The 25,688-nt window shown below is 66.5% G+C and carries 25 protein-coding genes, 2 tRNA genes and 1 pseudogene; 8 read left to right on the plus strand and 20 right to left on the minus strand.

Annotation, left to right across the window (positions count from 1 at the left end; translation table 11 throughout):
• Positions 1-20: 20 nt before the first annotated feature.
• The 3 genes from AC23D6_RS10240 to AC23D6_RS10250 are packed head-to-tail and all read right to left on the minus strand — an operon-like array spanning position 21 to position 1,789.
• Entirely contained in the window at positions 21-290 is a 270-nt protein-coding gene (locus tag AC23D6_RS10240; RefSeq protein WP_487752610.1) for a phosphopantetheine-binding protein, read from the minus strand.
• Complete coding sequence (locus tag AC23D6_RS10245; RefSeq protein ID WP_487749178.1) at positions 268-1,065, minus strand: lysophospholipid acyltransferase family protein; 798 nt, start codon at positions 1,063-1,065, stop codon at positions 268-270. The genes AC23D6_RS10240 and AC23D6_RS10245 overlap by 23 nt, the downstream gene beginning before the upstream one ends.
• The gene (locus AC23D6_RS10250; protein ID WP_487749179.1) at positions 1,058-1,789 is read right to left on the minus strand and encodes a beta-ketoacyl synthase chain length factor; all 732 of its coding nucleotides are present in this window, start codon (positions 1,787-1,789) and stop codon (positions 1,058-1,060) included. Before AC23D6_RS10250 ends, AC23D6_RS10245 begins: the two co-directional genes overlap by 8 nt.
• 139 nt (positions 1,790-1,928) lie before the next feature.
• Between AC23D6_RS10250 and AC23D6_RS10255 the strand changes: the two genes are divergently transcribed.
• The 3 genes from AC23D6_RS10255 to AC23D6_RS10265 all read left to right on the plus strand — a co-directional run bounded on the left by AC23D6_RS10255 (position 1,929) and on the right by AC23D6_RS10265 (position 2,560).
• Positions 1,929-2,004: transfer RNA gene (locus AC23D6_RS10255), tRNA-Ala, on the plus strand.
• 52 nt (positions 2,005-2,056) lie between these two features.
• Positions 2,057-2,132: transfer RNA gene (locus AC23D6_RS10260), tRNA-Glu, on the plus strand.
• Between the two features lie 200 nt (positions 2,133-2,332).
• Positions 2,333-2,560 carry a hypothetical protein gene (locus tag AC23D6_RS10265; protein ID WP_487749180.1) on the plus strand — a complete coding sequence of 76 codons (228 nt, stop codon included), beginning with the start codon at positions 2,333-2,335 and terminating at the stop codon, positions 2,558-2,560.
• Between the two features lie 12 nt (positions 2,561-2,572).
• On the opposite strand, the gene AC23D6_RS10270 is transcribed toward AC23D6_RS10265, so the two are convergent.
• Together AC23D6_RS10270 and ppsR are read right to left on the minus strand one after the other, a co-directional pair.
• Positions 2,573-3,055 (minus strand): DUF1249 domain-containing protein, encoded by a 483-nt coding sequence (locus tag AC23D6_RS10270; protein WP_487749181.1) that lies wholly within the window; start codon positions 3,053-3,055, stop codon positions 2,573-2,575.
• A 117-nt stretch (positions 3,056-3,172) separates the two neighbouring features.
• The gene (gene ppsR / locus AC23D6_RS10275; protein ID WP_487749182.1) at positions 3,173-3,994 is read right to left on the minus strand and encodes a posphoenolpyruvate synthetase regulatory kinase/phosphorylase PpsR; all 822 of its coding nucleotides are present in this window, start codon (positions 3,992-3,994) and stop codon (positions 3,173-3,175) included.
• 151 nt (positions 3,995-4,145) lie between these two features.
• On the opposite strand from ppsR, the gene ppsA reads away from it, so the two are divergent.
• Together ppsA and AC23D6_RS10285 are read left to right on the plus strand one after the other, a co-directional pair.
• The gene (gene ppsA / locus AC23D6_RS10280; protein ID WP_487749183.1) at positions 4,146-6,518 is read left to right on the plus strand and encodes a phosphoenolpyruvate synthase; all 2,373 of its coding nucleotides are present in this window, start codon (positions 4,146-4,148) and stop codon (positions 6,516-6,518) included.
• A 93-nt stretch (positions 6,519-6,611) separates the two neighbouring features.
• A complete protein-coding gene (locus AC23D6_RS10285; RefSeq protein WP_487749184.1) occupies positions 6,612-7,550 on the plus strand; it encodes a mechanosensitive ion channel family protein in 939 nt (312 codons plus the stop codon).
• Positions 7,551-7,614: 64 nt separating this feature from the next.
• On the opposite strand, the gene orn is transcribed toward AC23D6_RS10285, so the two are convergent.
• Positions 7,615-8,178, minus strand: a complete 564-nt coding sequence (gene orn / locus AC23D6_RS10290) for an oligoribonuclease (protein WP_487749185.1) — start codon at positions 8,176-8,178, stop codon at positions 7,615-7,617.
• 100 nt (positions 8,179-8,278) lie between these two features.
• Here orn and AC23D6_RS10295 point away from each other — a divergent pair, with 100 nt between their 5' ends.
• Entirely contained in the window at positions 8,279-8,743 is a 465-nt protein-coding gene (locus AC23D6_RS10295; RefSeq protein WP_487749186.1) for a DUF2721 domain-containing protein, read from the plus strand.
• Here the strand turns inward: AC23D6_RS10295 and tadA are convergent.
• From tadA to folD, 5 genes and pseudogenes are all read right to left on the minus strand, one after another.
• The gene (gene tadA, locus AC23D6_RS10300) at positions 8,740-9,225 is read right to left on the minus strand and encodes a tRNA adenosine(34) deaminase TadA (RefSeq protein WP_487752611.1); all 486 of its coding nucleotides are present in this window, start codon (positions 9,223-9,225) and stop codon (positions 8,740-8,742) included. The two genes, AC23D6_RS10295 and tadA, sit on opposite strands and share 4 nt — an antisense overlap.
• A 216-nt stretch (positions 9,226-9,441) precedes the next feature.
• Positions 9,442-9,606 (minus strand): annotated as a pseudogene (locus AC23D6_RS10305) (GIY-YIG nuclease family protein); the annotation flags it as partial.
• A gap of 97 nt (positions 9,607-9,703) precedes the next feature.
• On the minus strand, positions 9,704-11,269 hold the full coding sequence (gene guaA, locus AC23D6_RS10310; protein ID WP_487749187.1) for a glutamine-hydrolyzing GMP synthase: 1,566 nt from the start codon (positions 11,267-11,269) through the stop codon (positions 9,704-9,706).
• Positions 11,270-11,385: 116 nt separating this feature from the next.
• Entirely contained in the window at positions 11,386-12,843 is a 1,458-nt protein-coding gene (gene guaB, locus AC23D6_RS10315) for an IMP dehydrogenase (RefSeq protein WP_487752612.1), read from the minus strand.
• A 191-nt stretch (positions 12,844-13,034) separates the two neighbouring features.
• Positions 13,035-13,892, minus strand: coding sequence for a bifunctional methylenetetrahydrofolate dehydrogenase/methenyltetrahydrofolate cyclohydrolase FolD (folD, locus tag AC23D6_RS10320; protein ID WP_487749188.1), 858 nt, complete (start codon positions 13,890-13,892; stop codon positions 13,035-13,037).
• Between the two features lie 80 nt (positions 13,893-13,972).
• Here folD and AC23D6_RS10325 point away from each other — a divergent pair, with 80 nt between their 5' ends.
• Both AC23D6_RS10325 and AC23D6_RS10330 read left to right on the plus strand, forming a co-directional pair.
• A complete protein-coding gene (locus AC23D6_RS10325; RefSeq protein WP_487749189.1) occupies positions 13,973-14,269 on the plus strand; it encodes a DUF1244 domain-containing protein in 297 nt (98 codons plus the stop codon).
• Between the two features lie 10 nt (positions 14,270-14,279).
• Positions 14,280-15,053 carry an alpha/beta hydrolase gene (locus tag AC23D6_RS10330; RefSeq protein ID WP_487749190.1) on the plus strand — a complete coding sequence of 258 codons (774 nt, stop codon included), beginning with the start codon at positions 14,280-14,282 and terminating at the stop codon, positions 15,051-15,053.
• A 9-nt stretch (positions 15,054-15,062) separates the two neighbouring features.
• On the opposite strand, the gene AC23D6_RS10335 is transcribed toward AC23D6_RS10330, so the two are convergent.
• The 9 genes from AC23D6_RS10335 to rlmN form a co-directional block, all read right to left on the minus strand.
• Positions 15,063-16,904, minus strand: a complete 1,842-nt coding sequence (locus tag AC23D6_RS10335) for a monovalent cation:proton antiporter-2 (CPA2) family protein (RefSeq protein ID WP_487749191.1) — start codon at positions 16,902-16,904, stop codon at positions 15,063-15,065.
• A gap of 96 nt (positions 16,905-17,000) precedes the next feature.
• Positions 17,001-18,137, minus strand: a complete 1,137-nt coding sequence (gene moeB, locus AC23D6_RS10340) for a molybdopterin-synthase adenylyltransferase MoeB (protein ID WP_487749192.1) — start codon at positions 18,135-18,137, stop codon at positions 17,001-17,003.
• Between the two features lie 61 nt (positions 18,138-18,198).
• Positions 18,199-19,416, minus strand: a complete 1,218-nt coding sequence (locus AC23D6_RS10345; protein ID WP_487749193.1) for a molybdopterin molybdotransferase MoeA — start codon at positions 19,414-19,416, stop codon at positions 18,199-18,201.
• Complete coding sequence (gene der, locus AC23D6_RS10350; RefSeq protein ID WP_487749194.1) at positions 19,413-20,813, minus strand: ribosome biogenesis GTPase Der; 1,401 nt, start codon at positions 20,811-20,813, stop codon at positions 19,413-19,415. The genes AC23D6_RS10345 and der overlap by 4 nt, the downstream gene beginning before the upstream one ends.
• Before the next feature lie 184 nt (positions 20,814-20,997).
• Positions 20,998-22,167 (minus strand): outer membrane protein assembly factor BamB, encoded by a 1,170-nt coding sequence (gene bamB / locus AC23D6_RS10355; protein WP_487752613.1) that lies wholly within the window; start codon positions 22,165-22,167, stop codon positions 20,998-21,000.
• A 17-nt stretch (positions 22,168-22,184) separates the two neighbouring features.
• Complete coding sequence (locus tag AC23D6_RS10360) at positions 22,185-22,820, minus strand: YfgM family protein (RefSeq protein WP_487749195.1); 636 nt, start codon at positions 22,818-22,820, stop codon at positions 22,185-22,187.
• Between the two features lie 61 nt (positions 22,821-22,881).
• Complete coding sequence (locus AC23D6_RS10365) at positions 22,882-23,694, minus strand: RodZ domain-containing protein (RefSeq protein ID WP_487749196.1); 813 nt, start codon at positions 23,692-23,694, stop codon at positions 22,882-22,884.
• On the minus strand, positions 23,691-24,506 hold the full coding sequence (gene pilW / locus AC23D6_RS10370) for a type IV pilus biogenesis/stability protein PilW (protein ID WP_487749197.1): 816 nt from the start codon (positions 24,504-24,506) through the stop codon (positions 23,691-23,693). Before pilW ends, AC23D6_RS10365 begins: the two co-directional genes overlap by 4 nt.
• Positions 24,496-25,623 carry a dual-specificity RNA methyltransferase RlmN gene (gene rlmN, locus AC23D6_RS10375; protein ID WP_487752614.1) on the minus strand — a complete coding sequence of 376 codons (1,128 nt, stop codon included), beginning with the start codon at positions 25,621-25,623 and terminating at the stop codon, positions 24,496-24,498. The genes pilW and rlmN overlap by 11 nt, the downstream gene beginning before the upstream one ends.
• Positions 25,624-25,688 lie beyond the last annotated feature (65 nt).

Genomic DNA, 25,688 nt, shown 5'->3' on the forward strand with positions numbered 1-25,688 from the left:
CTTGCCAGTCCTGCCGTCGCTCAGGCCTTGCCCTGGGCAACGACGAAATCCGCCAGTGCGCGCACGCTGGCGAAGTGCCGGCGGGTCTCCTGCGAGTCGGCCGAGAGGCTGACCCCGTAACGCTTCTGCAGCGCCAGGCCCAGTTCGAGCGCATCGATCGAATCCAGGCCCAGCCCCTCCACGAACAGCGGCGCGGTGGTATCGATGTCGTCGGGGCCGATGTCTTCCAGCGACAAAGAAGAAATGATCAATTCCTTGATCTCGTGCTCAAGTGCCTGCACGCGATGGATCTCCCGCAAAGTAATGAGCCAGATAGTCCGTGAGTCGCCGGGCCGCCAGCGCCTCTCCCCCCGCCGACGAATCCTCCCCCTCCGTTCCGTTCAGGAACGGGGCAATCGGCAGGTCTTCCTGAACATCGATCACCATGTGGAACCGCGTCGGCGGCACACGATACCACTTCTCCCCTTTCCCCAGCGTCAGCGGCGTGCAGCTGATGCGCACCGGCGTGACGTTCAGGGCACCGCGCACGGCAATGTTTGCCGCACCGCGCTGGAGCTTCAGGGGCTGCCCTGGCGTGGTCCGCGTACCTTCGGGAAAGATCACCAGGGTGCCGCCCGCCCGGACCGCGGCGATGCAGTCCTCGACCAAGCCCGCACCGTCGTCGTTGGACACGTAACCTGCGGCCCGGACCGGCCCTCGCATGAAGGGATTGCGCGCCACCGCCGACTTCACCACGCAGTCGGCGTTCGGCAGGAGGGAGATCAGCAACACGACGTCGATCAGCGTCGGATGGTTGGCGAGCACCAGCAGTCCGTCGCGCGCCAGCCGCTCCCGCCCGCGGATCTCGTAGGTCATCACGCCCAAGCGGCGCATGAGTTCCACATGGGCGGCGAAACTGCGCTGCACCAGACGACGCGACCAGCGGCGGCGACGGTCCGGATCGCGCACCAGCCACAACAGCGGCGGCAGCACGCAGACGCCCAGCAACAGGCCGCCGATGCCGAAGGCGAGGAAGCTCAGCCCTGTTCCCGCGACCCGCCAGGCGTGGTCCAGCCGTTCACGCATCGCGCCGCCACTGCCAGTGGACCCCGTCGCCATGCCATTCCAGCGAAACATCGCCGGCCAGCAGGAAACGCAGCACTTCCAGCCCGTGGGGCAAGGCCGTGGCGTCGCCCTCCACGTCGTCGGCCGCCCATGACAAGCGCAAGGTGGGCATCGTCGGATCGGCCGCCATCAGCTTCCAGCACCAGGCGAATCCGGCGTCCGGCTCATCCGCGAAGCCGGCATACACCGCGGGCAGCGGCGCGTCGTACACCACCAACAGCACCTCTGGAGCGCCATCGGCGAGCAACGCGGCCGCCTCTATGCATGCGGTCTCCACGGTCGCCTTGCCGCCCGCCGTAGCCACATAGTTGCCACGTTCGCCACGCAGGATGGAATACAGCGCGGCGATGGCGTTGTGCACCGACAGGCCGAATGTCGTCGGCGAGGGGGACTCACCCGCCACCAGGGCTTCGAGCAATTCCATCGAGCGCGCGACGTCGCCATGCCGCGAGGCGAATACCAGCGGCGCCCCGCCTTCGTCCGCGCGCTGGCACCAGAACGCGGTCTGGATGGCCATACGCCCCAACCGCTCGATACGCCGGCGCTGCATCGCCGGGACCTCCGACAATGCGGGCGATTCGTCGCCCGCCGGCAGCCACGGCGCCTGCGCCCACGCGGACCATGCCGCCGGATCCACCAGGCCCGGCGCCCAGGCCGACCATTCCTTCACCGAAAAAGCGATCATGCGCCGTGCGTGTTCCCGTCGTTCTTCAAGCGTCGTATTTCACCCGCATGCCCGAGTGTTCGCCAGTCGTGAAAAATTTCGTAACGGACGCTTGCGCATCGGAAAGAGCCTAGCTATTATTCCGCTCCTGCCAGCACGTGGGGCCATAGCTCAGCTGGGAGAGCGCCTGCATGGCATGCAGGAGGTCGGCGGTTCGATCCCGCCTGGCTCCACCAACTTTCGGACAATAGGCCGTCCGGAATGAAAATCTGGCGAAACTTTTCGTGTGTCCCCATCGTCTAGAGGCCTAGGACATTACCCTTTCACGGTAGCGACCGGGGTTCGAATCCCCGTGGGGACGCCACTTCTCTTGAAGGCCCGGGAAACCGGGCCTTTCTTTTTGCCTGTACGCGGGCAACGCCGCTTTCGCAGGCATTTACAAGAATCTGACGGCAGACAGCGTAGAAGCGGAGTGTGGCCGGCCTTTGCACCGTCGTTCGCCGGGCGCACGCCCTGAGACAAGCGCAGTCGAAGCTGGTGTCCCCTTGCCCGGAGCCCGCCGTCATGACCCACGATTCGCTCGCAGACGAACTGCTTGCGCAACTGCCCATCAACCGCGACACGCGCTGGACCGCCGGATCGCTGGGACTGGACGAAGCGGCTTTCGACGCGGTCGCGCAACGACTGCTGGAACTGGAAACCGTCGGCGCGGTCGACGTGATGAATCTTTCACGCGACGCCAGCAACGGCCTGCGTCGATTGAACGCCATCCGCTTCATGCGGGTGGCCTGAATCGATCGGGATTCAGGCGATCGCGCGCGCCGCGTCCACGCGGCGCAGCGTGGCGACGCCGTGGCCCTGCTCGGCGAGGTATTCCAGCCACTTGCCGAGGAAGGTGTTCATCCGCATGCGATGGCTGATGACTTCCGCTGGCGGCGGATACAGCCCGATCACATCCTGCCACCGCCGCCCGACGTAGCAATGCGTCGCCTCGGCCTGGTGCGCGTCGCGATACAACCGCACGAAAGCCGAGGGATCCGGCTCGCCGGTCAGCGGATCGCACAGGTCGTAGGTCAGGCGCAACTCCACCGTGTAGCGGTGGGTTTCGATGACTTCCAGGCGGACGTCCAGGCCGTCGCCGATCGAGGACATGTAGACGCCGGGCACCAAATGCTCGGGCGCGAACAGGCGCAGCAGCCGCGCATGGTTTTCCGCATACAGCGCCATCAGCCAGCCGAAACGGCTGAGCCGGGGGATGCGTGCGGTGCGGGCGAGGGCCTGGGACATGGGCCGATCCTACACGCCACGAACGTCGCGCGGCAGCATTGACGCCTTCGGCCATGCGGCCTAAGTTAAGGGTCTGCCGCCCGTGGATTTTCCGGGCGACCTGACGACCCTCCCCGCTCAGTACATCTCGCGCTGCAGGCCCAGCGTGGAGAGCACCTTGCTGGAGATCTCTTCGATCGACTTGTTCGTCGTACTCAGCGTGGGCAGGCGCTCCACCTGGAACATCGCCTCGGCCGCCGCGACCTCGCGCTTGCAGGTCTCCAGCTTCGAGTACGTCGAGTTGGGGCGACGCTCCTGCCGGATCTGCTGCAGGCGCTCCGGGTCGATGGTCAGCGCGAACAGCTTGCGCCGATAAGGGCGCAGCCGCGCCGGCAGGCGATCGGTTTCGAGATCCCCGTCGGTGAGCGGGTAGTTCGCTGCGCGGATGCCGTAATGCAGGGCCAGGTAGACGCAGGTCGGCGTTTTGCCCGCGCGCGATACCGCGACCAGGATCACGTCCGCCTCGTCGTAACTCACCGCCATGCCGTCGTCGTGGGTCAGCGCGAAATTCATCGCGTTGATGCGACGATGGTAGGTCTCGAAATCCACCAGACCGTGCGCCTGGCCCACGCGCGACTGCCGCTGCTCGCCCAGTTCGCGCTCCAGCGGCTCGATAAAGGGCGCGAACACGTCCAGCATCAGCGCCCCGCTCTCCGCGATCAACGCACTCAGGGCCGGGTCCACGCAGGAGCTCACCACGATGGGCCGGGCGCCCAGTCGCTCACCCGTGCGCCGGATGCGGTCGGCGGCGTCCCGCGCCTTCTCCTCATCGTCCACGAAGGACAAGCGGTCGGTCTGGAAGCGCATGCCCGCGAACTGCGTCAACAGGCTGTGGCCGATGGTCTCGGCCGTGATACCGGTGCCATCGGACACGTAGAACACCGGACGCAATTCAGACATGGTCACCCTGCCCCTGCTTCACCATGGAAACCCCCGTCAAATCAAGCTTGTCTGCAATTGGTATGCACTGCATCATATCGCTTCTTCCCCCTAGACACGGCCCCACGCCGACGGTCCTCGGCGCGGTGCGGTCCATTTCGGAGCAATGCGCTTGAACGAGAACATCCTGTGGCTGCACGAGTTGCGTCTGGCCGATCTGGCCCGCGTAGGCGGCAAGAATTCGTCGCTGGGCGAAATGATCGGCCACCTGGCCAACCTGGGCGTCTCGGTCCCGGGTGGGTATGCCACCACGGCGGAAGCGTTCAAGGCCTTCATCGCCCACAACGATCTCTCCAAGCGCATCTTCGACAAGCTGGCCACGCTGGATGTGGAAGACGTGCCGGCGTTGACCGCGGCGGGCAAGGAAATCCGCGGCTGGGTGATCGACGCCCCGCTCCAGCCCGACCTGGACGCGGATATCCGCGCGGCCTACGCCAAGCTCTGCGCCGACAACGGCGGCGGTGACGTCGCTGTCGCCGTGCGCTCCTCGGCCACCGCCGAAGACCTTCCCGATGCCAGCTTCGCCGGCCAGCAGGAAACCTTCCTCAACGTCACCGGCGCCGACGACGTCGTGCACAAGGTCAAGGAAGTCTTCGCCAGCCTCTACAACGACCGCGCGATCGCCTACCGCGTGCACCACGGCTTCAAGCACGAGGACGTGTTCCTGTCCGCGGGCGTGCAGCTGATGGTGCGCTCGGGCGTGGGTGCCTCCGGCGTGCTGTTCACGCTGGACACCGAGTCCGGCTTCCGCGACGTGGTGTTCGTCACCTCGTCCTTCGGGCTGGGCGAGATGGTCGTGCAGGGCGCGGTGAACCCGGACGAGTTCTACGTCTACAAGCCGACGCTGAAACAGGGCAAGCCGGCCATCCTTCGGCGCGCGCTGGGCAGCAAGGCGATCCGCATGGTGTATTCGGATGTGCCGGGCGAACGCGTGCGCACCGAAGACACGCCTGCCGAACTCCGCACCATGTTCTCCATCACCGACGCCGATGTGCACGAGCTGGCGAAGCAGGCGCTGGTGATCGAACAGCATTATGGGCGCCCGATGGACATCGAATGGGCGAAGGACGGCGTGACCGGCAAGCTCTTCATCGTCCAGGCCCGTCCGGAAACGGTGAAATCGCGCGCCAAGGCGACCCAGATCGAACGCTATGCGCTGGAAAAGCGCGGTGAAGTGATCGCCGAAGGCCGCGCCATCGGCCAGAAGATCGGCAGCGGCGTGGCCCGCGTGGTGCGTTCGCTGGACGACATGAACCGTGTACAGCCCGGCGACGTGCTGGTCGCCGACATGACGGATCCGGACTGGGAGCCGGTGATGAAGCGCGCCAGCGCCATCGTCACCAATCGCGGCGGCCGCACCTGCCACGCCGCGATCATCGCGCGTGAGCTAGGCGTGCCCGCCGTGGTCGGCACCGGCAACGCGCTGGACCACATCACCGACGGCACCGAAGTCACCGTGAGCTGCGCCGAAGGCGATACCGGCTTCATCTACGCCGGCGCCCTACCCTTCGAGCGCACGACCACCGATCTGGCGGCGATGCCGGCGGCCCCGCTGAAGATCATGATGAACGTGGCCAATCCGGAGCGGGCGTTCGACTTCGGCCAGTTGCCCAATGCCGGCATCGGTCTGGCGCGCCTGGAAATGATCATCGCCAGCCACATCGGCGTGCACCCGCTCGCCCTGCTGGATTACGACCGCCAGGATCTGGACGTCCGTAAGAAGATCGACGCCAAGACCGCCGGCTATTCGGACCCGGTCAGCTTCTATGTGGACCGCCTGGCCGAAGGCATTGCCACCATCACCGCCTCGGTGGCGCCGAATCCGGTGATCGTGCGCCTGTCCGATTTCAAGTCGAACGAATACGCCAACCTCATCGGTGGCAGCCGCTACGAGCCGCATGAAGAGAACCCGATGATCGGCTTCCGTGGCGCGAGCCGTTATGTCGATCCGTCGTTCGAGCCGGCGTTCGCGCTTGAATGCCAGGCCGTGCGCCGCGTGCGCGACGAGATGGGCCTGGACAATCTGTGGGTGATGATCCCGTTCGTGCGGACGCTGGAAGAAGGCCGCAAGGTCGTCGACGTGCTGGCCAAGCACGGCCTGCGCCAGGGGGAGAACGGGCTGAAGATCATCATGATGTGCGAAGTGCCGTCGAACGCGCTGCTCGCCGAGGAATTCCTCGACATCTTCGATGGCTTCTCGATCGGTTCGAACGACCTGACCCAGCTCACCCTGGGCCTGGACCGCGACTCCTCGATCGTCGCCGACCTCTTCGACGAACGGAATCCCGCGGTCAAGAAGATGCTCTCGATGGCGATCAAGGCCGCGCGGACCAAGGGCAAGTACATCGGTATTTGCGGCCAGGGCCCCAGCGATCATCCGGACCTGGCGGAGTGGCTGATGGCCGAAGGCATCGAGTCCGTTTCGCTGAATCCGGACACGGTCGTGGACACCTGGCTGCGCCTGGCGAAGACCAAGGCGGGCTGACGCCACGCACGACCGCCTTAACGCGAAGGCGGTTAACATCGCCGAATGCCACTGCACGCCCCTGATGGGGCGTGCCGTTTTTCAGGAGCCCCGATGTCCGTCCCCGCCAAAAAACCGCAGGCAATGTCTCAGATCCCGCTGGAACCAGAAGCATGGATCAGTTCCCTGCGCGGGTTCGACTTGCAGGCGTGGGGGCTGAAACTGCTGGCTGCCGTCGTCATCTTCCTGGTCGGCATGTGGCTGGCCAAACGCCTTAGCCAAGGCCTGGAACGCGTATTAAGTCGCACCCATGCGGACGCAACGCTGGGCGGCTTCCTGCGTCGCGCCAGCTACGCCGCGATGATGGTGCTCGTCATCATCACTGCGCTCACGTCGCTGGGCGTGAACCCCACCTCGATGCTGGCGGTGCTGGGTGCCGCCGGCCTGGCCGTGGGCCTCGCGCTGAAGGACTCGCTATCCAACATCGCCTCGGGCGTGATGCTGATCGTGCTGCGCCCGTTCCGCGACGGCGACTTCGTGCAGGCCGCCGGGTTGGAAGGCATCGTCGAGGAAGTCCGCATCTTCCAGACGCGGATGCGTACGCTCGACAACCGCCTGATCGTGCTGCCGAACAGCCTGATCACCACCGCGCCGATCATCAACTTCACCGCCAAGCCACATCGCCGCATCGACATACCGGTGGGCGTGGGCTATGACGACGACCTCAAGCAGGCTAAGGCCATCCTGCTGAAGATCGCGCAAGACCATCCCCTCGTGCTGGACGAGCCCGCGCCGAGCGTGATCGTCAGCAAGTTGAGCGAGAGCAGCGTCGACCTGATCCTGCTGGCGTGGACGAAGACCAAGGATTTCGGCGAAACCAAGAGCGACCTGACCGAGGCCGTGCGCACCGAGATCATCGGCCAGGGGCTCAATATCCCATATCCGCAGCGCGACCTGCACGTCTACCACCATAACGGCGACGGTGCGCCGCTGGGCGATATCGTCACCAGGGGCGTGGCCGACGACGGCGACGTGGCGAAGCCGGCCACGTAGCGTGCGCCGTGCGCACGACGCGCGGTGATGGGTCCAGAGCGGCGTGCGCATGGCGCACACCAGGTCACTCGCCGGCGAGCGCCGCCATGTGCTTGCGGTAATGGCGCAGTTCCTCGATGGAATCGCGTACGTCGCTCAGCGCCGTATGGCTCGCTTGCTTGCGCACGCCCTCCAGTACCTGCGGTGCCCAGCGGCGGGCCAGTTCCTTGAGCGTGCTGACGTCCAGGTTGCGGTAGTGGAAGTACTTCTCCAGCCGCGGCATTAGGCGATGCAGGAAGCGACGGTCCTGGCAGATCGAATTACCGCACATCGGCGAGGCGCCCGCCGGCAGCCACTCGTGCAGGAACGCGACCGTCCGCGCCTCCGCTTCCGCCAACGTGACCTCGCTTTCCACCACGCGTTTCCACAGGCCGGACTTGCCGTGCTGGTTGCGGTTCCAGTCGTCCATGGCCTCCAGCACGGCCACCGGGTGGGCGATGGCGAACTCCGGACCTTCGGCCAGCACATTCAACTTGGAGTCGGTGACCACCGTGGCGATCTCGAGGATCGAATCGCGGTCCGTATCCAGCCCGGTCATTTCCAGGTCGATCCAGATCAGGCGGTCGTTGTGCGCGTGGTTCGAGGTCATGCGGTGATCCGTGGCGGAAGGAAAGCCCGGACGTCCTCGCCGGGAATGCGGGTCTGCCGCATCATGTCATGATAACGCAGACCCCTCCCGCGACCGGCCCATGAATCCCTCGACCGATCACGCCGTCCTCACCGCGATGCTGGCCCCCGCCTTCTTCCTCACGGCGACGGCCTCCCTGCTGTTGTCGGCCAACAATCGCCTGGCCCGCATCATCGATCGCGCACGCACCCTGCTGCGCGAACTGGCGGATGTGGAGGACGAAGCAGAGCGCAGCCTGCTGGAGAAACGCATCGCACTACAGCGATCCCGCAGCCTGATCATCCTGCGCGCCGGCCAACTGCTGTACGCGGCGATCAGCTGCTTCGTCGGCACCAGTCTGGCCGTGGCGGTCGATACGTTCACCGGCCACCGGTTGGGCTCGCTGCCGACCTGGCTGGCGGCGCTCGGTGTCGTGGCGATGCTGGCCGCCAGCCTGCTGCTGGCGCGCGAGTCCACGCTGGCCGTCACCGCCATCAACGAGGAAATGGATCACCGCAAGGTGAAGCGGAAGTTCCCGACGCCCTAGACCAATGGCCGCCCACGCTTGGCGCGGAAATAGTTGGTCAACCGGCGTCCTGCCTCCTCTCCCAAGACACCGCCTTCGACCTCGACGCGGTGGTTATGGCGCGGATCAGCGATCAGATCGAAGACGCTGCCGCAGGCGCCCGTCTTCGGATCGGTCGCGCCATAGACCACGCGCGCGACGCGCGCATGCACGAGCGCCATCGCGCACATCGCGCAGGGTTCGAGGGTGACGTACAGCGTGCTGCCCACCAGGCGATGGTTGCCCAGCGCCCTGCCCGCTTCGCGCATCGCCACGATCTCGGCATGGGCCGTGGGGTCGTGATCGAGGATATTGCGGTTCCAGCCTTCGCCGAGTACCTGCCCGTCGGCGCCAACCAGAACGGCGCCCACGGGGATTTCGTCGAACTCGCGCTCGGCCCGGTCCGCCAGCGCGAACGCGTGGCGCATCCATTCCACGTCACTCTGATTGACTGAAGCTGACATCTCCACACCTCCAGAATCCGTTCGTGGTGAGCCTGTCGAACCACGCCCTTCGCGCGATGACGCGATTTCAGGCATTCCGCCCAAGAACTCTTGAACTTGCGCCCGTCCCCTGGCCAGCCCACTGAGTTTGAGCCAGTCGTTGGCGATCAAGGCCTGCTTCTTTGCCCTGCTCCACCCCTTGATCTGTCTTTCAGTCGCAAGGGCCTCCATACGGGTCGGAAACTCCTGCGACCAGACCAGGGTCAATGGTCGGCGCTTGAACGTATAGCACCCGGGCACGTCGCCCGCATGATGCTGGGCAATTCGCTTCTCAAGGCAGTCGGTCTGGCCTACGTAGTAGGAACCATCCGCGCATTCGAGCATGTAAACCCAACACTGCATCGCTCTGCTCCGGGTTCAGCTCCAAGAGCGCGGTTCGACAGGCTCACCACGAACCGAACGGGAGCCGGATCGTCTACAAGCAACACACCTTGACCGCTTACTCCCACTCGATGGTGGCCGGCGGCTTGCCCGAGATGTCGTAGACCACGCGCGAGATGCCGCGCAGCTCGTTGATGATGCGGTTGGACACGGTGCCGAGGAACTCATACGGCAGGTGCGCCCAGTGCGCGGTCATGAAGTCGATGGTCTCGACCGCGCGCAGCGCGATCACCCACTCGTAGGCGCGCGCATCACCGACCACGCCTACCGATTTCACGGGCAGGAAGACCGCGAACGCCTGCGAGGTCTTGTCGTACAGATCGGCCTTGCGCAGTTCGTCGATGAAGATCGCATCGGCCTTGGCCAGCAGCTCGGCGTACTCGGGCTTCACTTCGCCCAGGATGCGTACGCCCAGACCCGGGCCCGGGAACGGATGGCGGTAAACCATCGTACGTGGCAGGCCGAGCTCGACGCCGAGGCGACGCACTTCGTCCTTGAACAGCTCACGCAACGGCTCCACCAATCCCAGCTTCATGTGCTCGGGCAAGCCACCGACGTTATGGTGGCTCTTGATGACGTGCGCCTTGCCGGTCTTGCTGCCGGCGGACTCGATCACGTCCGGGTAGATCGTGCCCTGCGCCAGCCACTTGGCGTTCTTGAGCTTGTTCGACTCTTCTTCGAAGATCTCGACAAACAGGTTGCCGATGATCTTGCGCTTGGCTTCCGGATCGGCGACGCCTTCCAGCGCCTTGAAGTAGCGGTCCGCGGCGTTCACGCGCACGACCTTCACGCCCATGTGCTCGGCGAACATCGCCATCACCTGGTCGCCTTCCTGCCAGCGCAGCAGGCCGGTGTCGACGAACACGCAGGTGAGCTGCTCGCCGATTGCCTTGTGCAGCAGCGCCGCGACCACGGACGAATCGACGCCGCCGGACAGACCGAGGATGACCTCATCCGAACCGACCTGCTCGCGCACACGAGCGATCTGGTCCTCGATGATGTTGGCCGCCGTCCACAGCGTCTTGCAGCCGCAGATCTCTGACACGAAGCGGCGCAGCAGCGTCTGGCCCTGCTTGGTGTGGGTGACTTCCGGATGGAACTGCACGCCGTACCAGCGCTTCTCTTCCAACGCCATCGCCGCGACCGGGATGCGGTCGGTGGTGGCGGTGATCGTCCAGCCCGGCGGCGCCATGGCGACATGGTCGCCATGGCTCATCCACACGTCGATGCGCGGCGCGCCCTGGTGGTCGCTCAGTCCACCCAGCAGGGCGTCGTGCGCGACCAGCTGCACTTCGGCATGGCCGAACTCGCGTGCATCGGCGGCTTCCGTCGCGCCGCCCAATTGCGCGGCCAGCGTTTGCATGCCGTAGCAAATGCCCAGGATCGGCAGACCGCTGTCGAAGACCTGCTGCGGCGCCTTCGGAGCGCCGTGCTGCGTGGTGGACTCCGGCCCGCCCGACAGGATGATGCCCTTCGCCCCGAACTTCGCGATTTCTTCCGGGTCGTGGTCCCACGCCCAGATTTCGCAATAGACGCCGATCTCACGGATGCGGCGGGCGATCAGCTGCGTGTACTGCGCGCCGAAGTCGAGGATGAGGATCTTGTCGGTGTGGATGTTGGTCATGGAGCGAGAAGTGAGTGGCGAGGAGTGAGGAGTGAGCAAAAAGCGGGGGCCGGAAAGAGGAGAGGAGTGTCGGAGCTTTCTCTCACTCCTCACTCCTCTTCCCTCACTCCTTCGCCTCACCCCATCCGGTAGTTCGGTGGTTCCTTGGTGATCTGCACGTCGTGCACGTGGCTCTCGCGCTGGCCTGCGCCGGTGATGACCACGAACTTCGGCTTGCTGCGCATGTCCTCGATGGTGGCGCAGCCCACGTAGCCCATGGTGGCGCGCAGGCCGCCGACCAACTGGTGGATGATGCCGCCGACCGATCCGCGGTACGGGACGCGGCCTTCGATGCCTTCCGGCACCAGCTTGTCGGCGTCGCTGGCGTCCTGGAAATAGCGGTCCTTGGAGCCCTTCTCCATCGCGCCCAGGCTGCCCATGCCGCGGTAGCTCTTGTAGCTGCGGCCCTGGAACAGCTCGACTTCGCCCGGGGCTTCCTCGGTGCCGGCGAACAGGCCGCCGATCATCACCGTGGACGCGCCTGCGGCGATCGCCTTGCCGATGTCGCCCGAATAACGGATGCCACCGTCTGCGATCAGCGGGATGCGGTCCTGCAGCGCCTCGGCGACCATGTCGATCGCGGTAACCTGCGGCACGCCCACGCCCGCCACCATGCGGGTGGTGCAGATCGAACCCGGGCCGACGCCGACCTTCACTGCGTCCGCGCCGGCGTCCATCAAGGCCAGCGCGGCGTCGCCCGTGACGATGTTGCCGCCAATGATCTGCAGCGACGGGAAGCGCTTCTTGACCCAGCTGACGCGGTCCAGCACGCCCTGCGAGTGGCCATGCGCGGTATCGACGATGATCACGTCCACGCCGGCCGCGACCAGCGCTTCGACGCGCTGCTCGGTATCGCCACCGACGCCGACGGCCGCGCCCACCATCAGGCGGCTGGCGCTGTCCTTGGCGGCGTTGGGGTTGTCGGTCTTCTTCTGGATGTCCTTGACGGTGATCAGGCCGCGCAGTTCGAAACCGTCGTTGACGACCAGCACCTTCTCGATGCGGTGCTTGTGCAGCAGTTGAAGCACTTCGCCGTCGCTGGCGCCTTCGCGCACGGTGATCAGGCGATCCTTCTTGGTCATGATGTGGCGAACCGGATCGTCCAGCTTCGTCTCGAAGCGCATGTCGCGGCTGGTCACGATGCCAACCAGCTGGCCACCATCGACGACTGGTACGCCGGAGATGTTGCGGGCGCGGGTGAGCTTGAGCACTTCGGCAATCGTCGTTTCGGGCCCGACGGTAAAGGGCTCCTTGATGACGCCGGCTTCGAACTTCTTGACCTTGGCCACTTCGGCGGCCTGCTGTTCCACGGTCAGGTTCTTGTGCAGGATGCCGATGCCGCCCAGTTGGGCCATGGCGATGGCCAGGCGGGCCTCGGTGACGGTATCCATGGCGGCCGAGACGATCGGCAACTTCAGCCGCAGGTCGCGCGTGAGGCGCGTCTCCAGGTTGACGTCCTTGGGCAGGACGGTGGAGTGGGCGGGGACGAGGGAGACGTCGTCGTACGTCAGTGCTTCAGCCTGGATGCGCAGCATCGGCGGGCCCGGATAGTTGGGGAAGCGCGGCATTATACCCTGATCAGCGGGGCTTCCGGCTGCCTGCGCAGTTGGAACGATGCTTTCCCGGCTCGTCCATGCGCAGGTGTGGGAGCGACGTAAGTCGCGATCGGGCAATCCGGGCGCTTCATCGCGACTTACGTCGCTCCCACAACCGGGCAGAACATTGCTCAGGCACCCGCTTCGGCCGCTTCCAGGGTGTTCTGCATCAGCGTGGCCACTGTCATCGGCCCCACGCCGCCCGGGACCGGGGTGATCCAGCTGGCCCGCTGCGCGGCCGCATCAAAGCCCACATCGCCGACCAGACGGCCGTCGTCGAGCCGGTTGATGCCCACATCGATGACCACGGCTCCCGGCTTCACCCACTCCCCGGGAATCAGGCCCGGCTTGCCGGCCGCCACCACCAGGATGTCGGCGTCGCCAACCCGGGCCTGCAGCACCTCGCGAGGGGTGAACTTGTGGCAGCTGGTGACCGTGCAGCCGGCGATCAACAGCTCCAGCGCCATCGGACGGCCCACGTGGTTGCTCACGCCCACGATGGTGGCGTTGCGGCCCCGCACGGGCTGATCCGTGTAACCCAGCAGCGTGGTGATGCCGCGTGGCGTGCACGGACGCAGGCCGAACTGGCGCAGGGCCAGGTGGCCCACGTTGGCCGGGTGGAAGCCGTCCACATCCTTGCGCGGATCGATGCGTTCGATCAGCCGGCTCGCATCGGGAATCCCCGGCAGCGGCAGCTGGATCAGGATGCCGTGGATCTTGGGATCCGCATTCAACTGGTCGATCAGGGCAAGCAGCTGCGCCTCGGATGTACCGGCCGGCAGGTCGTAATCGAAGGCCTCGATGCCGACCTTCTCCGCCGCCCGGCGCTTGTTGCGCACGTAGACGGTCGATGCGGGATCGCCTCCCACCAGCACCACCGCCAGCCCGGGCCGTGCCTGGCCGCGGGCCACACGCGCGTCCACCCGGACCTTGAGTTCGTCCAGCAGGTCTTCGGCGATGCGGCGGCCGTCCAGGATTCGGGCAGTCATGGGAACGTGGGGTGTAGAGTCGGCGCGTATTGTCCCCGATTCCCCTACCCCCGCGCGACCCGCGTCCGAATCCCGACCCCATGACCGACACCACCGCCCTCGAAGCCGCCGCCTTCCGCCGCCTGCTCCAGCACCTCAACGAGACCCGCACCGATGTGCAGAACATCGATCTGATGATCCTTGCGGGCTTTTGCCGCAACTGCCTCGCCGATTGGTACAAGGATGCCGCCGACGCCGCGGGAGTGCCGATGGACAAGGAACAGGCACGCGAGCGCATCTACGGCATGCCATTCGCCCAGTGGAAGGCGCGCCACCAGCGCGAAGCAACACCGGAGCAGCTCGCCGCGTTCAAGGCGGCGCAGGAACGGCATGGCTAGGGCGCGACGGATGCTCGCCTGGATTGCAGGCGCCCTTCTCGCCACCTACCTCGCCCTGTGCGTCCTGCTGTATGTGCAGCAACGACGCCTGATCTACTACCCGCAGTTCACGCGGGTCGATGCGGGCCACACGGACTTTTCGCTGACACGCCCGGACGCCGTGCTGCGCGGTTGGGTGATCAACCCCGGCCGCGCGGAAGCGCTGGTGTACTTCGGTGGCAATGCCGAATCCGTAGACGCCAACCGGGACGCCTTCGCGCACGCCCTGCCCTCGCACACGGTCTATCTCGTGGCCTACCGCGGCTACGGCGCCAGCGATGGCACGCCGACGGAACCCGCACTGCTCGCGGATGCCTTGGCCTTGCACGACGAAGTGGTGAGGCGGCACCCCGATGGCCGGGTCGCCGTGGCCGGGCGCAGCTTGGGCAGCGCCGTGGCGACCCATGTCGCGGCCGAGCGCGAGGTGCCAGCGCTGATCCTGGTGACGCCGTTCGACAGCCTGGCCGCGGTCGCGCAGGCGCACTACCCGATGTTCCCGGTCCGCCTGCTGCTCCACGATCGCTACGACTCGGCAGCGCGGCTGCCGCGTCACCGCGGCGCGCTGCTGGTCCTGCGCGCGGGGCGCGACACCGTGGTGCCGCCGCCGAATACGGACCGGCTGCTGGCCGCCTTCAAGGGCCCGGCCACGGTGCTGGATTTCCCGCGTGCCGGCCACGACGACCTGTCGCTGGATCCGGCGTACTGGCCTGCCATCCAGGCCTTCCTCGAGGCCGACGCAGACTGAGCGCGCCGGCTATTCCTCTTCTTCCTCACCGATGATCTCGGCGGCTTCCTCGTTCAGCGCCTTGGCCTCGCGCTTGGGCTTCGTGAACGGCGTCGGCGTGGGCTTGGTGTGCTTGGCGTTGCCGTACAGCGCCGGGATGCCGGAGCGCAGGTCGCCGCCGGCGATCTCCAGCTCCAGGCGCTCGGCATCACGCCGACGGATCTCCAAGGCAATCGTCTCCGCGTCCTCGCGCGAGATGCCCACGCTCATCAGCGCCGCCTTGCCGAACTCCACGGCGGACTCGAACGTCTCGCGGATCTGGTAGTCGACCCCGGCCCCGATCAGGGCCAGCGAATGTTCGCGGTCGAACGAGCGCACCAGCACCTGCGCCTGCGGGAACTCGTGCTTCACCAGCTCGACGATCCGGCTCGCCGCTTCCTTGTTGTCGATGCAGATCGCGATGGATTGCGCCGTTTGCGCGCCGCAAGCGCGCAGCACGTCCAGGCGCGTGCCGTCGCCGTAGTAGATCTTGAAACCGAACTCCTCGGCACTGCGGATCATCTCGATGTCGGTATCGATGATGGTCACGTCCACGTCGCGCGCCAGCAGCGACTGGCTCATCACCTGGCCGAAGCGGCCGAAGCCGATGATCAGCACACTTCCGCTCAGGCCTTTGGCCTCTTCGATCCCTTCCATCGAGGGCGCATCGGGATGGGTGAAGCGGCGCAGCAACAGGACGAACAGCGGCGTCAGCGCCATCGACACCACCACGATGGCAGTGAGGTTGGCATTGACGGTGGCATCGATGATGCCCGCCGCTGCGGCCGCGGCGAACAGGACGAACGCGAATTCGCCGCCCTGCGCCATCAGCACCGCGCGGTCCAGCGCTTCAGCATGCGGGCTGCGCGTCACCCGCGCCACCACATAGATGCAGAGCGCCTTAACCATCATCATTGCCAGCACGGCGCCGACGATCAGCGGCCAGTTGTTCGCCACCACGCCCAGATCGAGCGCCATGCCCACGCCAAGGAAGAACAGGCCCAGCAGGATGCCGCGGAACGGCTCGATATCGGCCTCGATCTGGTGCCGGAACGTCGATTCGGACAGCAAAACACCAGCGAGGAAGGCGCCCATCGCCATCGACAGGCCGCCCAGCTGCATCAGCAGCGCCGCGCCCAGCACCACGAGCAGTGCGGCCGCGGTCATCACTTCGCGCGCCTTCGCCGCCGCCAGCACCCGGAACAAGGGATTGAGCAGCCAGATGCCCGCCGCGATCAGGCCGGCGAGCGAGGCCACGCCGATACCGATAGCGACCCAGCGCGACCCTTCCTCCGGTTGCACGACCTGGGGCGACATGAAGGCGACCAGCACCAGCAGCGGCACGATCAACAGGTCTTCGAACAGCAGGATGGAAACGACCTTCTGCCCGTGCGGCAAGGCGACATCGCCTCGCTCCGTCAGCAGCTGCATCACCACCGCCGTGGAGGTCAGCACAAAGCCCATGCCGCCGATGAACGACACGGCCAGCGGATAGCCGAACGCCAGCCCCACGCCGGTCAGAAGCACCGTACACACCGTGATCTGCAGCGCGCCCAGGCCGAAGATCTGCTTGCGCAGGCTCCACAGGTGGCTGGGCCGCATCTCCAAACCGATGACGAACAGGAACATCACCACGCCCAGCTCGGCGACGTGCAGGATGGACTGCGGATCGTTGAACCATTTCAGGCCGAACGGACCGATCGCGAGGCCGGCGGCCAGGTAACCCAGCACCGAGCCCAGGCCCAGGCGCCGGAAGATCGGCACCGTCACCACCGCCGCGCCCAGCAGGGCGACGACACTTACCAGTTGGCTGGCACCGGATTCTGCACTCATGCCGCGAGTCTACCGGATGTAATGCGCGCGATCGTTTCAGCCGCACGGCCGATCGCTGGATGCGGTTCCGAGACCGCTAGTGCGCGCCCGCCTGCGCTAGCCCGCACGGCAGAACGCCGCGTAGTCGATGTATCCCGGAAAATCCTTGCCCTTGGCGCAGACGACGCAATCCGGGTCGTGCCGCAACCGCGTCTCGCGGAAACGCATGGCCAGTGCATCGAACTGGAGCAGGCGACCCGATAGCGGTTCCCCAATGCCGAGCAGGAGCTTCACGACTTCCGTCGCCTGCAGCAGGCCGATCACACCTGGCAGCACGCCCAGCACGCCCGCTTCGGCGCAATTGGGTGCGAACTCGGGTGGCGGTGGTTCGGGGAATAGGCAGCGGTAGCAGGGCTGTTCGCCGCGATGGCGGCCGGCATCGAACACGCTCACCTGCCCTTCGAACCGTTGCACCGCGCCGTACACCAGCGGGATCCGCAGCTTCACGCAGGCATCGTTGAGCAGGTAGCGCACGGGAAAGTTGTCCGCGCCGTCGAGCACGACGTCCACGCCTTCCAGCAGCTGCTCCACATTCTCGGACGTGACCCGCGCCTGCACCGCTTCGACCTGCGTGCGCGGATTGAGGGCGCCGAGTGTGGTCTGGGCCGAGACCACCTTCGGCGCACCGATGCGCGCTTCGGTGTGCAGGATCTGCCGCTGCAGGTTGCTGCGGTCCACGACGTCGTCGTCGGCAATGCGCAGATAGCCCACGCCCGCGGCGGCGAGGTAGAACGCGGCCGGCGATCCGAGGCCACCGGCACCGATCATCAGCACCCGCGAACCCTCGAGCCGTCGCTGCCCTTCCACGCCGACTTCCGGCAACAGTAGGTGGCGCGAGTAGCGCTCGTTGAAATCCCTCGCCTCGGCAGGCAGCTCCGGGCGCACGGTCGGGCGCCCTTCCTCCTGCCAGCGCGACGTGCCGCCGGTGACGGAAGCCAGACGCGTGTAGCCGGCCGCTTCGAGCGCGAGCGCGGCGTCCATCGAACGGCCGCCTTTCTGGCAGATCAGGACGACCGGCGCGTCGCGGTCGGGGAGATGGCGCGCCGGTTCGGCCAGCAGGTCCGCCTTTCGGATGCCCTGCGCGCCTTCGGCCTGTCCGCTGGCACGCTCGTGGTCTTCGCGCACATCGATGAAGAGCGCGCCATCCGCCAGCCACTGGGCGACGTCGGCGGGGGGAAGGTCTCGAATCGGCATGGCGTGATTATCACGCACCGCACGCACGATGGCGCCGCTCCGGCTGGAACGCGCTGTCGCCTCAGTACGGCAGGACGTCGACGACATCGCCTTCGGCGTAGTCGCGCTCGCCTTCCGGCAACACGATCAGGGCGTTGCTGTCCGCGGCAGCGCGCAACTGGTGGGACGCGTCGTCGGCATGCGGCGCTACCCGTAGCCCGCCCTGGCCGTCCGCTGCCAGATGGCCGCGCAGGAACTCGAACCGCGCGTGCCCCTTGCGCCAGGCGCTGCCCAGGCGTGCCTGCCAGGCCGGTCGCGGATCATCCCGCCCCTGCAGCCCATCCAGCAGCGCGCGCCCCAGGGTCAGGAACGTGGCCAGGGTCGACACCGGATTGCCGGGCAGGCAGAGGAACAGGGCGCGATCCCATTCGCCGAACAGCACGGGCATGCCCGGCTTCATCCGCACTTTCCAGAATGCGATGCGCCCGTGGGTCTCCAGCAGGCCGGGAAGATGGTCCTTCTGGCCCGCCGATACGCCGCCGCTGGTGATCACGACGTCGAACGCGGATGCGGCGTCCGACAGCATCACCTGCATGCGCTGCGGATCATCCGGCAACGTGGGCCACGCGGTGGGTTCCAGGCCCTCGGCGCGCAACAACCCCATCAGCAGGTCACGGTTGCTGTTGTAGACCTGTCCGGGCAACACCGGCATGCCGGGCTCCACCAGTTCGTCGCCCGTGGTGAATACGGCCACCGTCGGCCGTCGCGCCACCGTCAGGGTCGGCACCCCCAACGCGGCGGCCAAGCCGATCCGCGCGGGGGTCAGCACCTGTCCTGTACGCAGCACCTCGGTCCCCGCGCGCACGTCCTCGCCGGCGCGGCGCACGTCCGCGCCCGCATGCAGGCCTGAGGGGATGTCGATGCCGCCATCGCGTTCGACGATGTCTTCCCGTATCGCCACCGTATCGGTGCCCTCGGGCAACGGAGCGCCGGTGGTGATGCGGACGCACTCGCCTGGCCCGACACGGAGCCCGTGCAGAACGCCTGCGTACTGCTCGCCGATCAAGCGCAGCCAGGTGGTGCCGTCCGCTGCCAGGCTGGCATGCGCGAACGCGACGCCGTCCATCCGGCTGTTGTCGAACGAGGGCAGATCGATCGGGGCTTTCACGGCCTCCGCGAGGACGCGGCCGCCAGCGCGGTTGAACGCGAGCGACTCGCTGCCCGTCCGACGTGCCTGCGCCACTTCCCGGACCAGCGCGATGGCCTCATCGACGGCGATGCGGGAGGGGTAGGCGCTCACTTGCCGCGCTTGACGTGCCGGATCAGGCGGCGCTTCTTGGCGATCTGTTTCTCGGTCAGCACGTTCTTCTTGCCTTCGTAAGGGTTGGCACCCTCCCGGAAGATGAAGCGCACAGGCGTGCCGACCAGCTTGAAACGCTTGCGGAAGAAGTTCTCGAGGTAACGCTTGTACGACTCCGGCAGCACCTTCAGGCGCGTGCCATGCACGATGAAGGTCGGCGGATTGGCGCCGCCCGGATGCACGTAGCGCAATTTGGACACGTGGCCGCGGATGCTCGGCGGCGGATTGGTCTCGTAGGCGATCTCCAGCGCCTTGTTGACTTCGCTGGTGCCGAATTCCTTGGTGGCCGAGGCGTGGGCGCGGTGGATCGCCTTGAACAATTCGCGCAGGCCTGAACCGTGCAGCGCCGAGATCCGGACCGCTTCCGCCCATTCCACGAAGCCGAGCTTGCGGGCCAGCAATGCCTCCGCTTGCTCGCGCTGGTACGCGGTCAGGCCGTCCCACTTGTTGATCGCCACGACCAGCGCGCGACCGGCATCCAGCACGGCGCCCAACACGGTCGCGTCCTGGTCGGTGACGCCTTCGGTGGCATCCAGCAGCAGCACCGCCACCTGGCACTGTTCGATGGCCTGCAGCGTCTTGACCACGCTGAACTTCTCGACCGCCTCTTCCACCTTGCCCTTGCGACGCAGGCCGGCGGTATCGATCAGGCGGTACTGGCGACCATCGCGCTCCATGTCGACCGCGATGGAATCGCGCGTGGTGCCGGGCACCTCGGACGCGATCATCCGCTCTTCGCCCAGCAGGCGGTTCACCAGGGTGGACTTGCCGACGTTCGGACGGCCGACGAAGGCCACGCGCATGCGCGCGGGGTCTTGGTCCAGCGCCTCGCCGCTTCCTTCCTCGGGGAGCCGTGCATGCACTTCGGCCAGCAGGTCGTCGATGCCCTGCCGATGCGAAGCCGAAATGGTCGTGGCATCGGAAAAGCCGTAGCGGGCGAAATCCGCCAGGGCTGTGGTTTCGTTGATGCCGTCGATCTTGTTGATGACCAGCAGCGTCGGACGCGCGGTCTTGCGCAACCAGGCCAGGATTTCATCGTCCAGCGCGGAGGCGCCTTCGCGGCCGTCGACGATGAACAGGACGAGGTCGGCCTCCTCGGCGGCGGCGCGCGCCTGCCGTGCGGTCGCGCCCGCCAGCCCCTCTTCTTCGCCGGCGATACCGCCCGTGTCCACCACCAGGAACGGGGCCTCCTCATCCAGGCGGCAGACACCGTAATTGCGATCGCGGGTCACGCCGGGCTGGTCGTGGACCAGGGCGTCGCGGCTGCGGGTCAGCGCATTGAACAAAGTGGACTTGCCGACGTTGGGACGACCGACCAGGGCTACGAGGGGCAACATGGAGAGGCAACCAGAGAAGAGGTGCGGCGCCGTACGAAGCGGCCGCGGGGCGCCGGGGCGCGCGAAGCGGCGCGGCAAAGGCGCGCCATGGTATCGGAATTGGGCCGCGCCCGCGAAAAAGGGCCGACGAGGCGGCCCTTTTCCGATCCGGCCAGGGGTGCGGGATGCCGCCCCGGCAGGTGTATTACTTGAAGCCGAAGGCCGTCAGACCGCCTTCCACGTCCTGGACGATCAAGATGCCATCGGCCACGACCGGCTTGCCCCGGATGGCCTTGCCACCCACGCGGGCACGACCCACGATCTCGCCGTTGTCGGTCTTCAACCAGTGCAGGTAGCCGTCGTAGTCGCCCACCACGGCGTAATCGCCATGGATCGTCGGGGCGGTTACCGAACGTCGCGCCAGCGTGGTGTTGGACCACAGCGAACCGCCGCTGTACTTGTCCAGCGCCCAGACGGTACCCGCCGGATCCGACACCAGCACCGCGCTGCTCGTCACCGCCAGACCGCCCACGCCGCCGTTCTCGCGCTTCCAGAGCGGACGGCCAGAGGGGCCTTCGATAGCGATGGTTTCTTTCTTGAAGCTGGTCGCGAACACCGTGGTGCCTTCAAGGACCGGTGCACCGTCCACATCGGCCATGCGTTCCAGCTCGCTACGGCCTTCGGGCGTGCCGACGGTCTGCGTCCACAGCGGCCGACCGTCGTTGGCCGACAGCGCCGTCAACGTGCCATCATCGCTACCCGCGAACAGGACGCCCGGGCCTACCACGACCGGCGCATTGCCGCGCACCGTGAGGCTGGGGAGTTCATGCGTCCAGAACCAGCGACGCTCGCCCGTCTCCGCGCTCAGCGCGGACACCCGGCCATCGTTGGTACGAACGAACACCAGACCCTGCGCGATCGCGGGCGCGGCGATCACTTCGTTGGGCACCTTGACCTGCCATTTCTCGGTACCGGTGGCCGCATCGAGGGCGACCACCTGCCCATCCAGCGTGCCGACCACCACCAAGCCCTGCCCGGCGCCGGGACCACCCGACAAACGCAGGTCCGACTTGTACTGCCACACCTGCTTGCCGGTCTGGAGATCGAAGGCGCGCACACCGCCTTCCACGGCGGCGGCGAAGACCCGGCCACCTTCGACCACGGGAACCTGTTGCAATCCCAGGCGTTCCTCGCCCTTACCGGCGTTCGCAGTCCACATCTTGGCCACGCTGACAGCCGGGGTGATGTCCACCAGCTCGGCGGGCTCGGTCGGCTTCTCGTCCGCCTTGTCTTTGCCGCCAAACCAGCCCTTGAGGGTGCTGCAACCACCCAGTGCGAGGACCAGCACGGCCGCGGTCAGGACACGGATCGTCATGGCCTTGGACGAGCGGCTCACGCAGCACCCCCTGTCTTGGGCACGGTGCCGCCTGCGTGGACGAGCTTCAGTTCCACGATGCGACGCTGCGGTGAGGCCACGTCCAGCGTCGTCAGGGCACGCGTGTAGGCGTCCTGCGCTTCCTTGGCCTTGCCGGTCGCGAACAGCGCATCCCCACGCACTTCCAGACTGGAGGCGTCGTCTGCCTTGTCGAGCAGTTTGAGTGCTTCGTCGTGCTTGCCGCTGTCGATCAGCAGCCGCGCCAGGCGCAAGTCGACCAACGGTTGCAGCGATGCGTCGGGGGTCACGCCGCGCAGCGTGAGGATGGCGGCGTCGCGCTCGCCCGCCTGCACCTGCGCCTTGGCCAACTGCAGGGCAGCGACATCTGCGTAGATCCCTTCTTCCTTGGCCAGCGCATCGACCGAAGTCTTTGCCTGCTTCAGATCGCCCTTCGCGAGCCCCTCAACGGCCGTCTGGTAGTCTTGGTAAGCCTGTTCCTGCTTGCCTTGCTGGCCTTTCTGCCACCACTGCCAGCCGAAGATCACCGCCAGGCCCAGGGCCACGCCGCCCAACAGGCCGACGCCGTTGTTCCTCAGCCAGCTGCGGACGCGTTCGCTTTGTTCGTGCTCGTCGAGCAGATCGTCAATCGCCATGCGCTCTCTTGCCCCGTCTCATGCGGGGTCTTGGTCTAGGTTGGACAGACCCGTACGCGGGTCAGTCACCGACCGGCGCGAGGGAACCCTCAGAGGATACCGTAAAGCGTGCGACGTTAGCTCGCTGGAACGGCGCCAGATCCACCGTACTCCCCGCTTGCTGAACCTCGACCGCCGTGGCATCGCCCAGTTTGATGCGTCCGATTTCGCCCTGTGCGTATCGCCGTTCCTCGCCCGCGCGGACCAATGCCTGCTCCAGCTTGCGGCCATCGGGGGCAGCGATCTCGACCCAGCTGTCACCCTTGAACGTCAACGACAACCACGGAGCGGCGCTGCGCGGCATAGGCGCCATCGACGCAACGATCGGCGCGGCCTGCGGGCGGGCTGCCGGTCGGTTGGATTCGCTCGCCTCCGGTGCGGTGCCCGTCGCCTCCGGTACGACATCCAGCGAGGCCGTGGCGGCTTCCGGCGCGGGTCCGGAGGCAGGTCGCAGCGCCATCCAGATCGGCGTCACGATCACCACCGTCAGCACCACGTAAATGGCCCGGCGTTTGAAACTTTCGAAGAAATACTGCAGCGGCGGCGTGTGGCCGTGGCTGACCAGCTCGGCCGGCGGCGCGACCGACGTCTCCGCCTGGCGCAGGAAAGGCTCAACGTCCACGTTGAGCAAGCGTCCGTAGCTGCGCAGCTGTCCGCGCACGAACACGGCACCGCCGGACTGATCCCAATGCCCCGCTTCCAGGGCCTGGATCACCTTGAGCGGCATCTTCAGTCGCTGGCTGACATCCTGTATCGACAGGCCGGCCCGCTCGCGCGCCGACCGCAGTGCATCGCCGCACCCCTGCGGCATGCCCCCACTTACCGTATCCATCATGGCCCTGCATTTCCCCCGGTTGTGACGCCCCGCGCGTCAGGGAACTCCGCCCGAATGCGCTGAACATATCGACTGGCAGCGGCCTTGTCGCCGAGTCTTTCCTCGATCTGTGATGCGAGTTTCAACACTGCGACGGAGGACGGTCCCGCCGCCAGCCTCCGCTCGATGAAGGCGCGTGCCGAGAGGTATTGCTGTCGACGGAATTCCAATTCGGCCATCGCGCCCAACGCGGTCGTGTTGGACGCGTCCCGTGCAAGCGCCTGGCGCAGGTCCCGTTCCGCTCGCTCCGCCTGGCCGGTAGCCAGGGCGCAGTTGCCGGCATTGGCCAGCGCTACTTCGGGAGTGCCGTATCCCGGCGCCCGCACGGCACGATCGAACCAGACGAGCGACTCGGCCTCGAAGCCGTTGGCGCAGAGCCACGTACCGTAATTGTTCTGCATGGCGCCCTGCGCCGGAGCCAGCTCCGCGGCGCGGCGGTAGTGTTCGCCAGCAGGGCCGGACTGCCCACGGCGATCCGCGACGACGGCCAGCAGGGTCATGGCGTCGGCCGAGTCGGGTGCCAGTTTCAGCGCGGCACGGGCTTCCTTCTCGGCGGTATCCAGGTCGCCCGCCTGCAGGCGCTGCACCGAACGCGACAGCATCATCTGCACCGACTGGCGACGCTTCACCTCGGGACTGTCCTTGACCGAGTAATCCTGGGCAATCTGCTCGCCGTCCTTCCGTTCCATCTTGGGGCGGACGAAGGTGAGTCGACTGCAGGCCGTCGCCAGCAGGAGGGGAACCAGCAGCAGGCAGACCGCCTTATGCCGCATCGTCGATGCCCTGTTCCTGCAGTTGGCGGCGGAACTCCGCCTGCCGTCGCGTCCGGTCCATCACCTGGCCCTTGAGCTGACCGCAGGCTGCATCGATGTCGTCGCCGCGCGTGCGTCGGACCATAGTCAGCACGTGCGCATCGAGCAGCAACTTCTGGAAGGCGCGGATGTCTTCTTCCGGCGCGCGCTCGTAGCGCGTGCCCGGGAACGGATTGAAGGGGATGAGATTGACCTTGCCCGCGTCCTTGAGCTGTGCGGCGTTGCTGAACTTGCGCATCAGCTGCGCCAGCTGTCGCGCATGCTCGGGCTGGTCGTTCACGCCCTTCATTAGCGTGTATTCGAACGTCACCGAATCGCGCTTCTTGTTCGCACGCAGGTAGCGCACGCAGGACGCCATCAGTTCGGCGATCGGGTATTTCCTGTTGAGCGGCACCAGTTGCTCGCGCAACGCGTCGTTGGGCGCATGCAGGGACACCGCCAACGACACGTCGGTCTCGGTGGACAGCCGGTCGATCATCGGCACGAGGCCGGATGTCGATAGCGTGACGCGCTTACTGGCCAGGCCATAGCCCAGGTCGTCGCGCATGATGTTCATGGCGCGGACGACGTTGTCGAAATTCAGCAGCGGCTCGCCCATGCCCATCATCACCACGTTGGTTAGGCGGCGGTTCTGCGCGGGTACGTTGCCCAGATGGCGCGCCGTGACCCACACCTGGCCGATGATCTCGGCGGTGGTGAGGTTACGGTTGAAGCCCTGCGTGGCCGTCGAGCAGAACGTGCAGTTGAGCCCGCAGCCCACCTGCGACGACACGCACAGCGTCCCGCGACTCTTGTCGGGGATGTAGACGGTTTCGACGGCGTTCTTGCCGTCGACGCCCATGCCCAGCAGCCACTTGTGGGTGCCGTCGGACGAGGGCTTGTCGAACACCACCTGCGGCACGACGACTTCGGCATGTTCCTGCAGCTTCGCGCGCAGGTTCTTGCCCAGATCGGTCATCTGGTCGAAATCGGTGACGTAGCGGTGGTGGATCCACTTCATCACCTGGTGCGCGCGGAACTTCTGTTCGCCGAGCGTGCCGACGAAGAATTTTTCCAGGCCCTCGCGGTCCAGGTCCATCAGGTTCTGTTTCGCAGACACGGGCGCGCCAATGGCCACGGACGGAGCGTCCGTGGCCAGCTTCA

The organism is Pseudoxanthomonas sp. G3 (assembly GCF_057654715.1).

Excerpts from the sequence above, each read along its gene's own strand:
- AC23D6_RS10245 (WP_487749178.1), bottom strand. The coding sequence starts at position 1,065 with ATGCGTGAACGGCTGGACCACGCCTGGCGGGTCGCGGGAACAGGGCTG.
- AC23D6_RS10250 (WP_487749179.1), bottom strand. The coding sequence starts at position 1,789 with ATGATCGCTTTTTCGGTGAAGGAATGGTCGGCCTGGGCGCCGGGCCTG.
- AC23D6_RS10265 (WP_487749180.1), top strand. The coding sequence starts at position 2,333 with ATGACCCACGATTCGCTCGCAGACGAACTGCTTGCGCAACTGCCCATC.
- AC23D6_RS10270 (WP_487749181.1), bottom strand. The coding sequence starts at position 3,055 with ATGTCCCAGGCCCTCGCCCGCACCGCACGCATCCCCCGGCTCAGCCGT.
- ppsR (WP_487749182.1), bottom strand. The coding sequence starts at position 3,994 with ATGTCTGAATTGCGTCCGGTGTTCTACGTGTCCGATGGCACCGGTATC.
- AC23D6_RS10285 (WP_487749184.1), top strand. The coding sequence starts at position 6,612 with ATGTCCGTCCCCGCCAAAAAACCGCAGGCAATGTCTCAGATCCCGCTG.
- orn (WP_487749185.1), bottom strand. The coding sequence starts at position 8,178 with ATGACCTCGAACCACGCGCACAACGACCGCCTGATCTGGATCGACCTG.
- AC23D6_RS10295 (WP_487749186.1), top strand. The coding sequence starts at position 8,279 with ATGAATCCCTCGACCGATCACGCCGTCCTCACCGCGATGCTGGCCCCC.
- tadA (WP_487752611.1), bottom strand. The coding sequence starts at position 9,225 with ATGTCAGCTTCAGTCAATCAGAGTGACGTGGAATGGATGCGCCACGCG.
- guaA (WP_487749187.1), bottom strand. The coding sequence starts at position 11,269 with ATGACCAACATCCACACCGACAAGATCCTCATCCTCGACTTCGGCGCG.
- guaB (WP_487752612.1), bottom strand. The coding sequence starts at position 12,843 with ATGCTGCGCATCCAGGCTGAAGCACTGACGTACGACGACGTCTCCCTC.
- folD (WP_487749188.1), bottom strand. The coding sequence starts at position 13,892 with ATGACTGCCCGAATCCTGGACGGCCGCCGCATCGCCGAAGACCTGCTG.
- AC23D6_RS10325 (WP_487749189.1), top strand. The coding sequence starts at position 13,973 with ATGACCGACACCACCGCCCTCGAAGCCGCCGCCTTCCGCCGCCTGCTC.
- AC23D6_RS10330 (WP_487749190.1), top strand. The coding sequence starts at position 14,280 with ATGCTCGCCTGGATTGCAGGCGCCCTTCTCGCCACCTACCTCGCCCTG.
- AC23D6_RS10335 (WP_487749191.1), bottom strand. The coding sequence starts at position 16,904 with ATGAGTGCAGAATCCGGTGCCAGCCAACTGGTAAGTGTCGTCGCCCTG.
- moeB (WP_487749192.1), bottom strand. The coding sequence starts at position 18,137 with ATGCCGATTCGAGACCTTCCCCCCGCCGACGTCGCCCAGTGGCTGGCG.
- der (WP_487749194.1), bottom strand. The coding sequence starts at position 20,813 with ATGTTGCCCCTCGTAGCCCTGGTCGGTCGTCCCAACGTCGGCAAGTCC.
- bamB (WP_487752613.1), bottom strand. The coding sequence starts at position 22,167 with ATGACGATCCGTGTCCTGACCGCGGCCGTGCTGGTCCTCGCACTGGGT.
- AC23D6_RS10360 (WP_487749195.1), bottom strand. The coding sequence starts at position 22,820 with ATGGCGATTGACGATCTGCTCGACGAGCACGAACAAAGCGAACGCGTC.
- AC23D6_RS10365 (WP_487749196.1), bottom strand. The coding sequence starts at position 23,694 with ATGATGGATACGGTAAGTGGGGGCATGCCGCAGGGGTGCGGCGATGCA.
- pilW (WP_487749197.1), bottom strand. The coding sequence starts at position 24,506 with ATGCGGCATAAGGCGGTCTGCCTGCTGCTGGTTCCCCTCCTGCTGGCG.
- rlmN (WP_487752614.1), bottom strand. The coding sequence starts at position 25,623 with ATGGACCTGGACCGCGAGGGCCTGGAAAAATTCTTCGTCGGCACGCTC.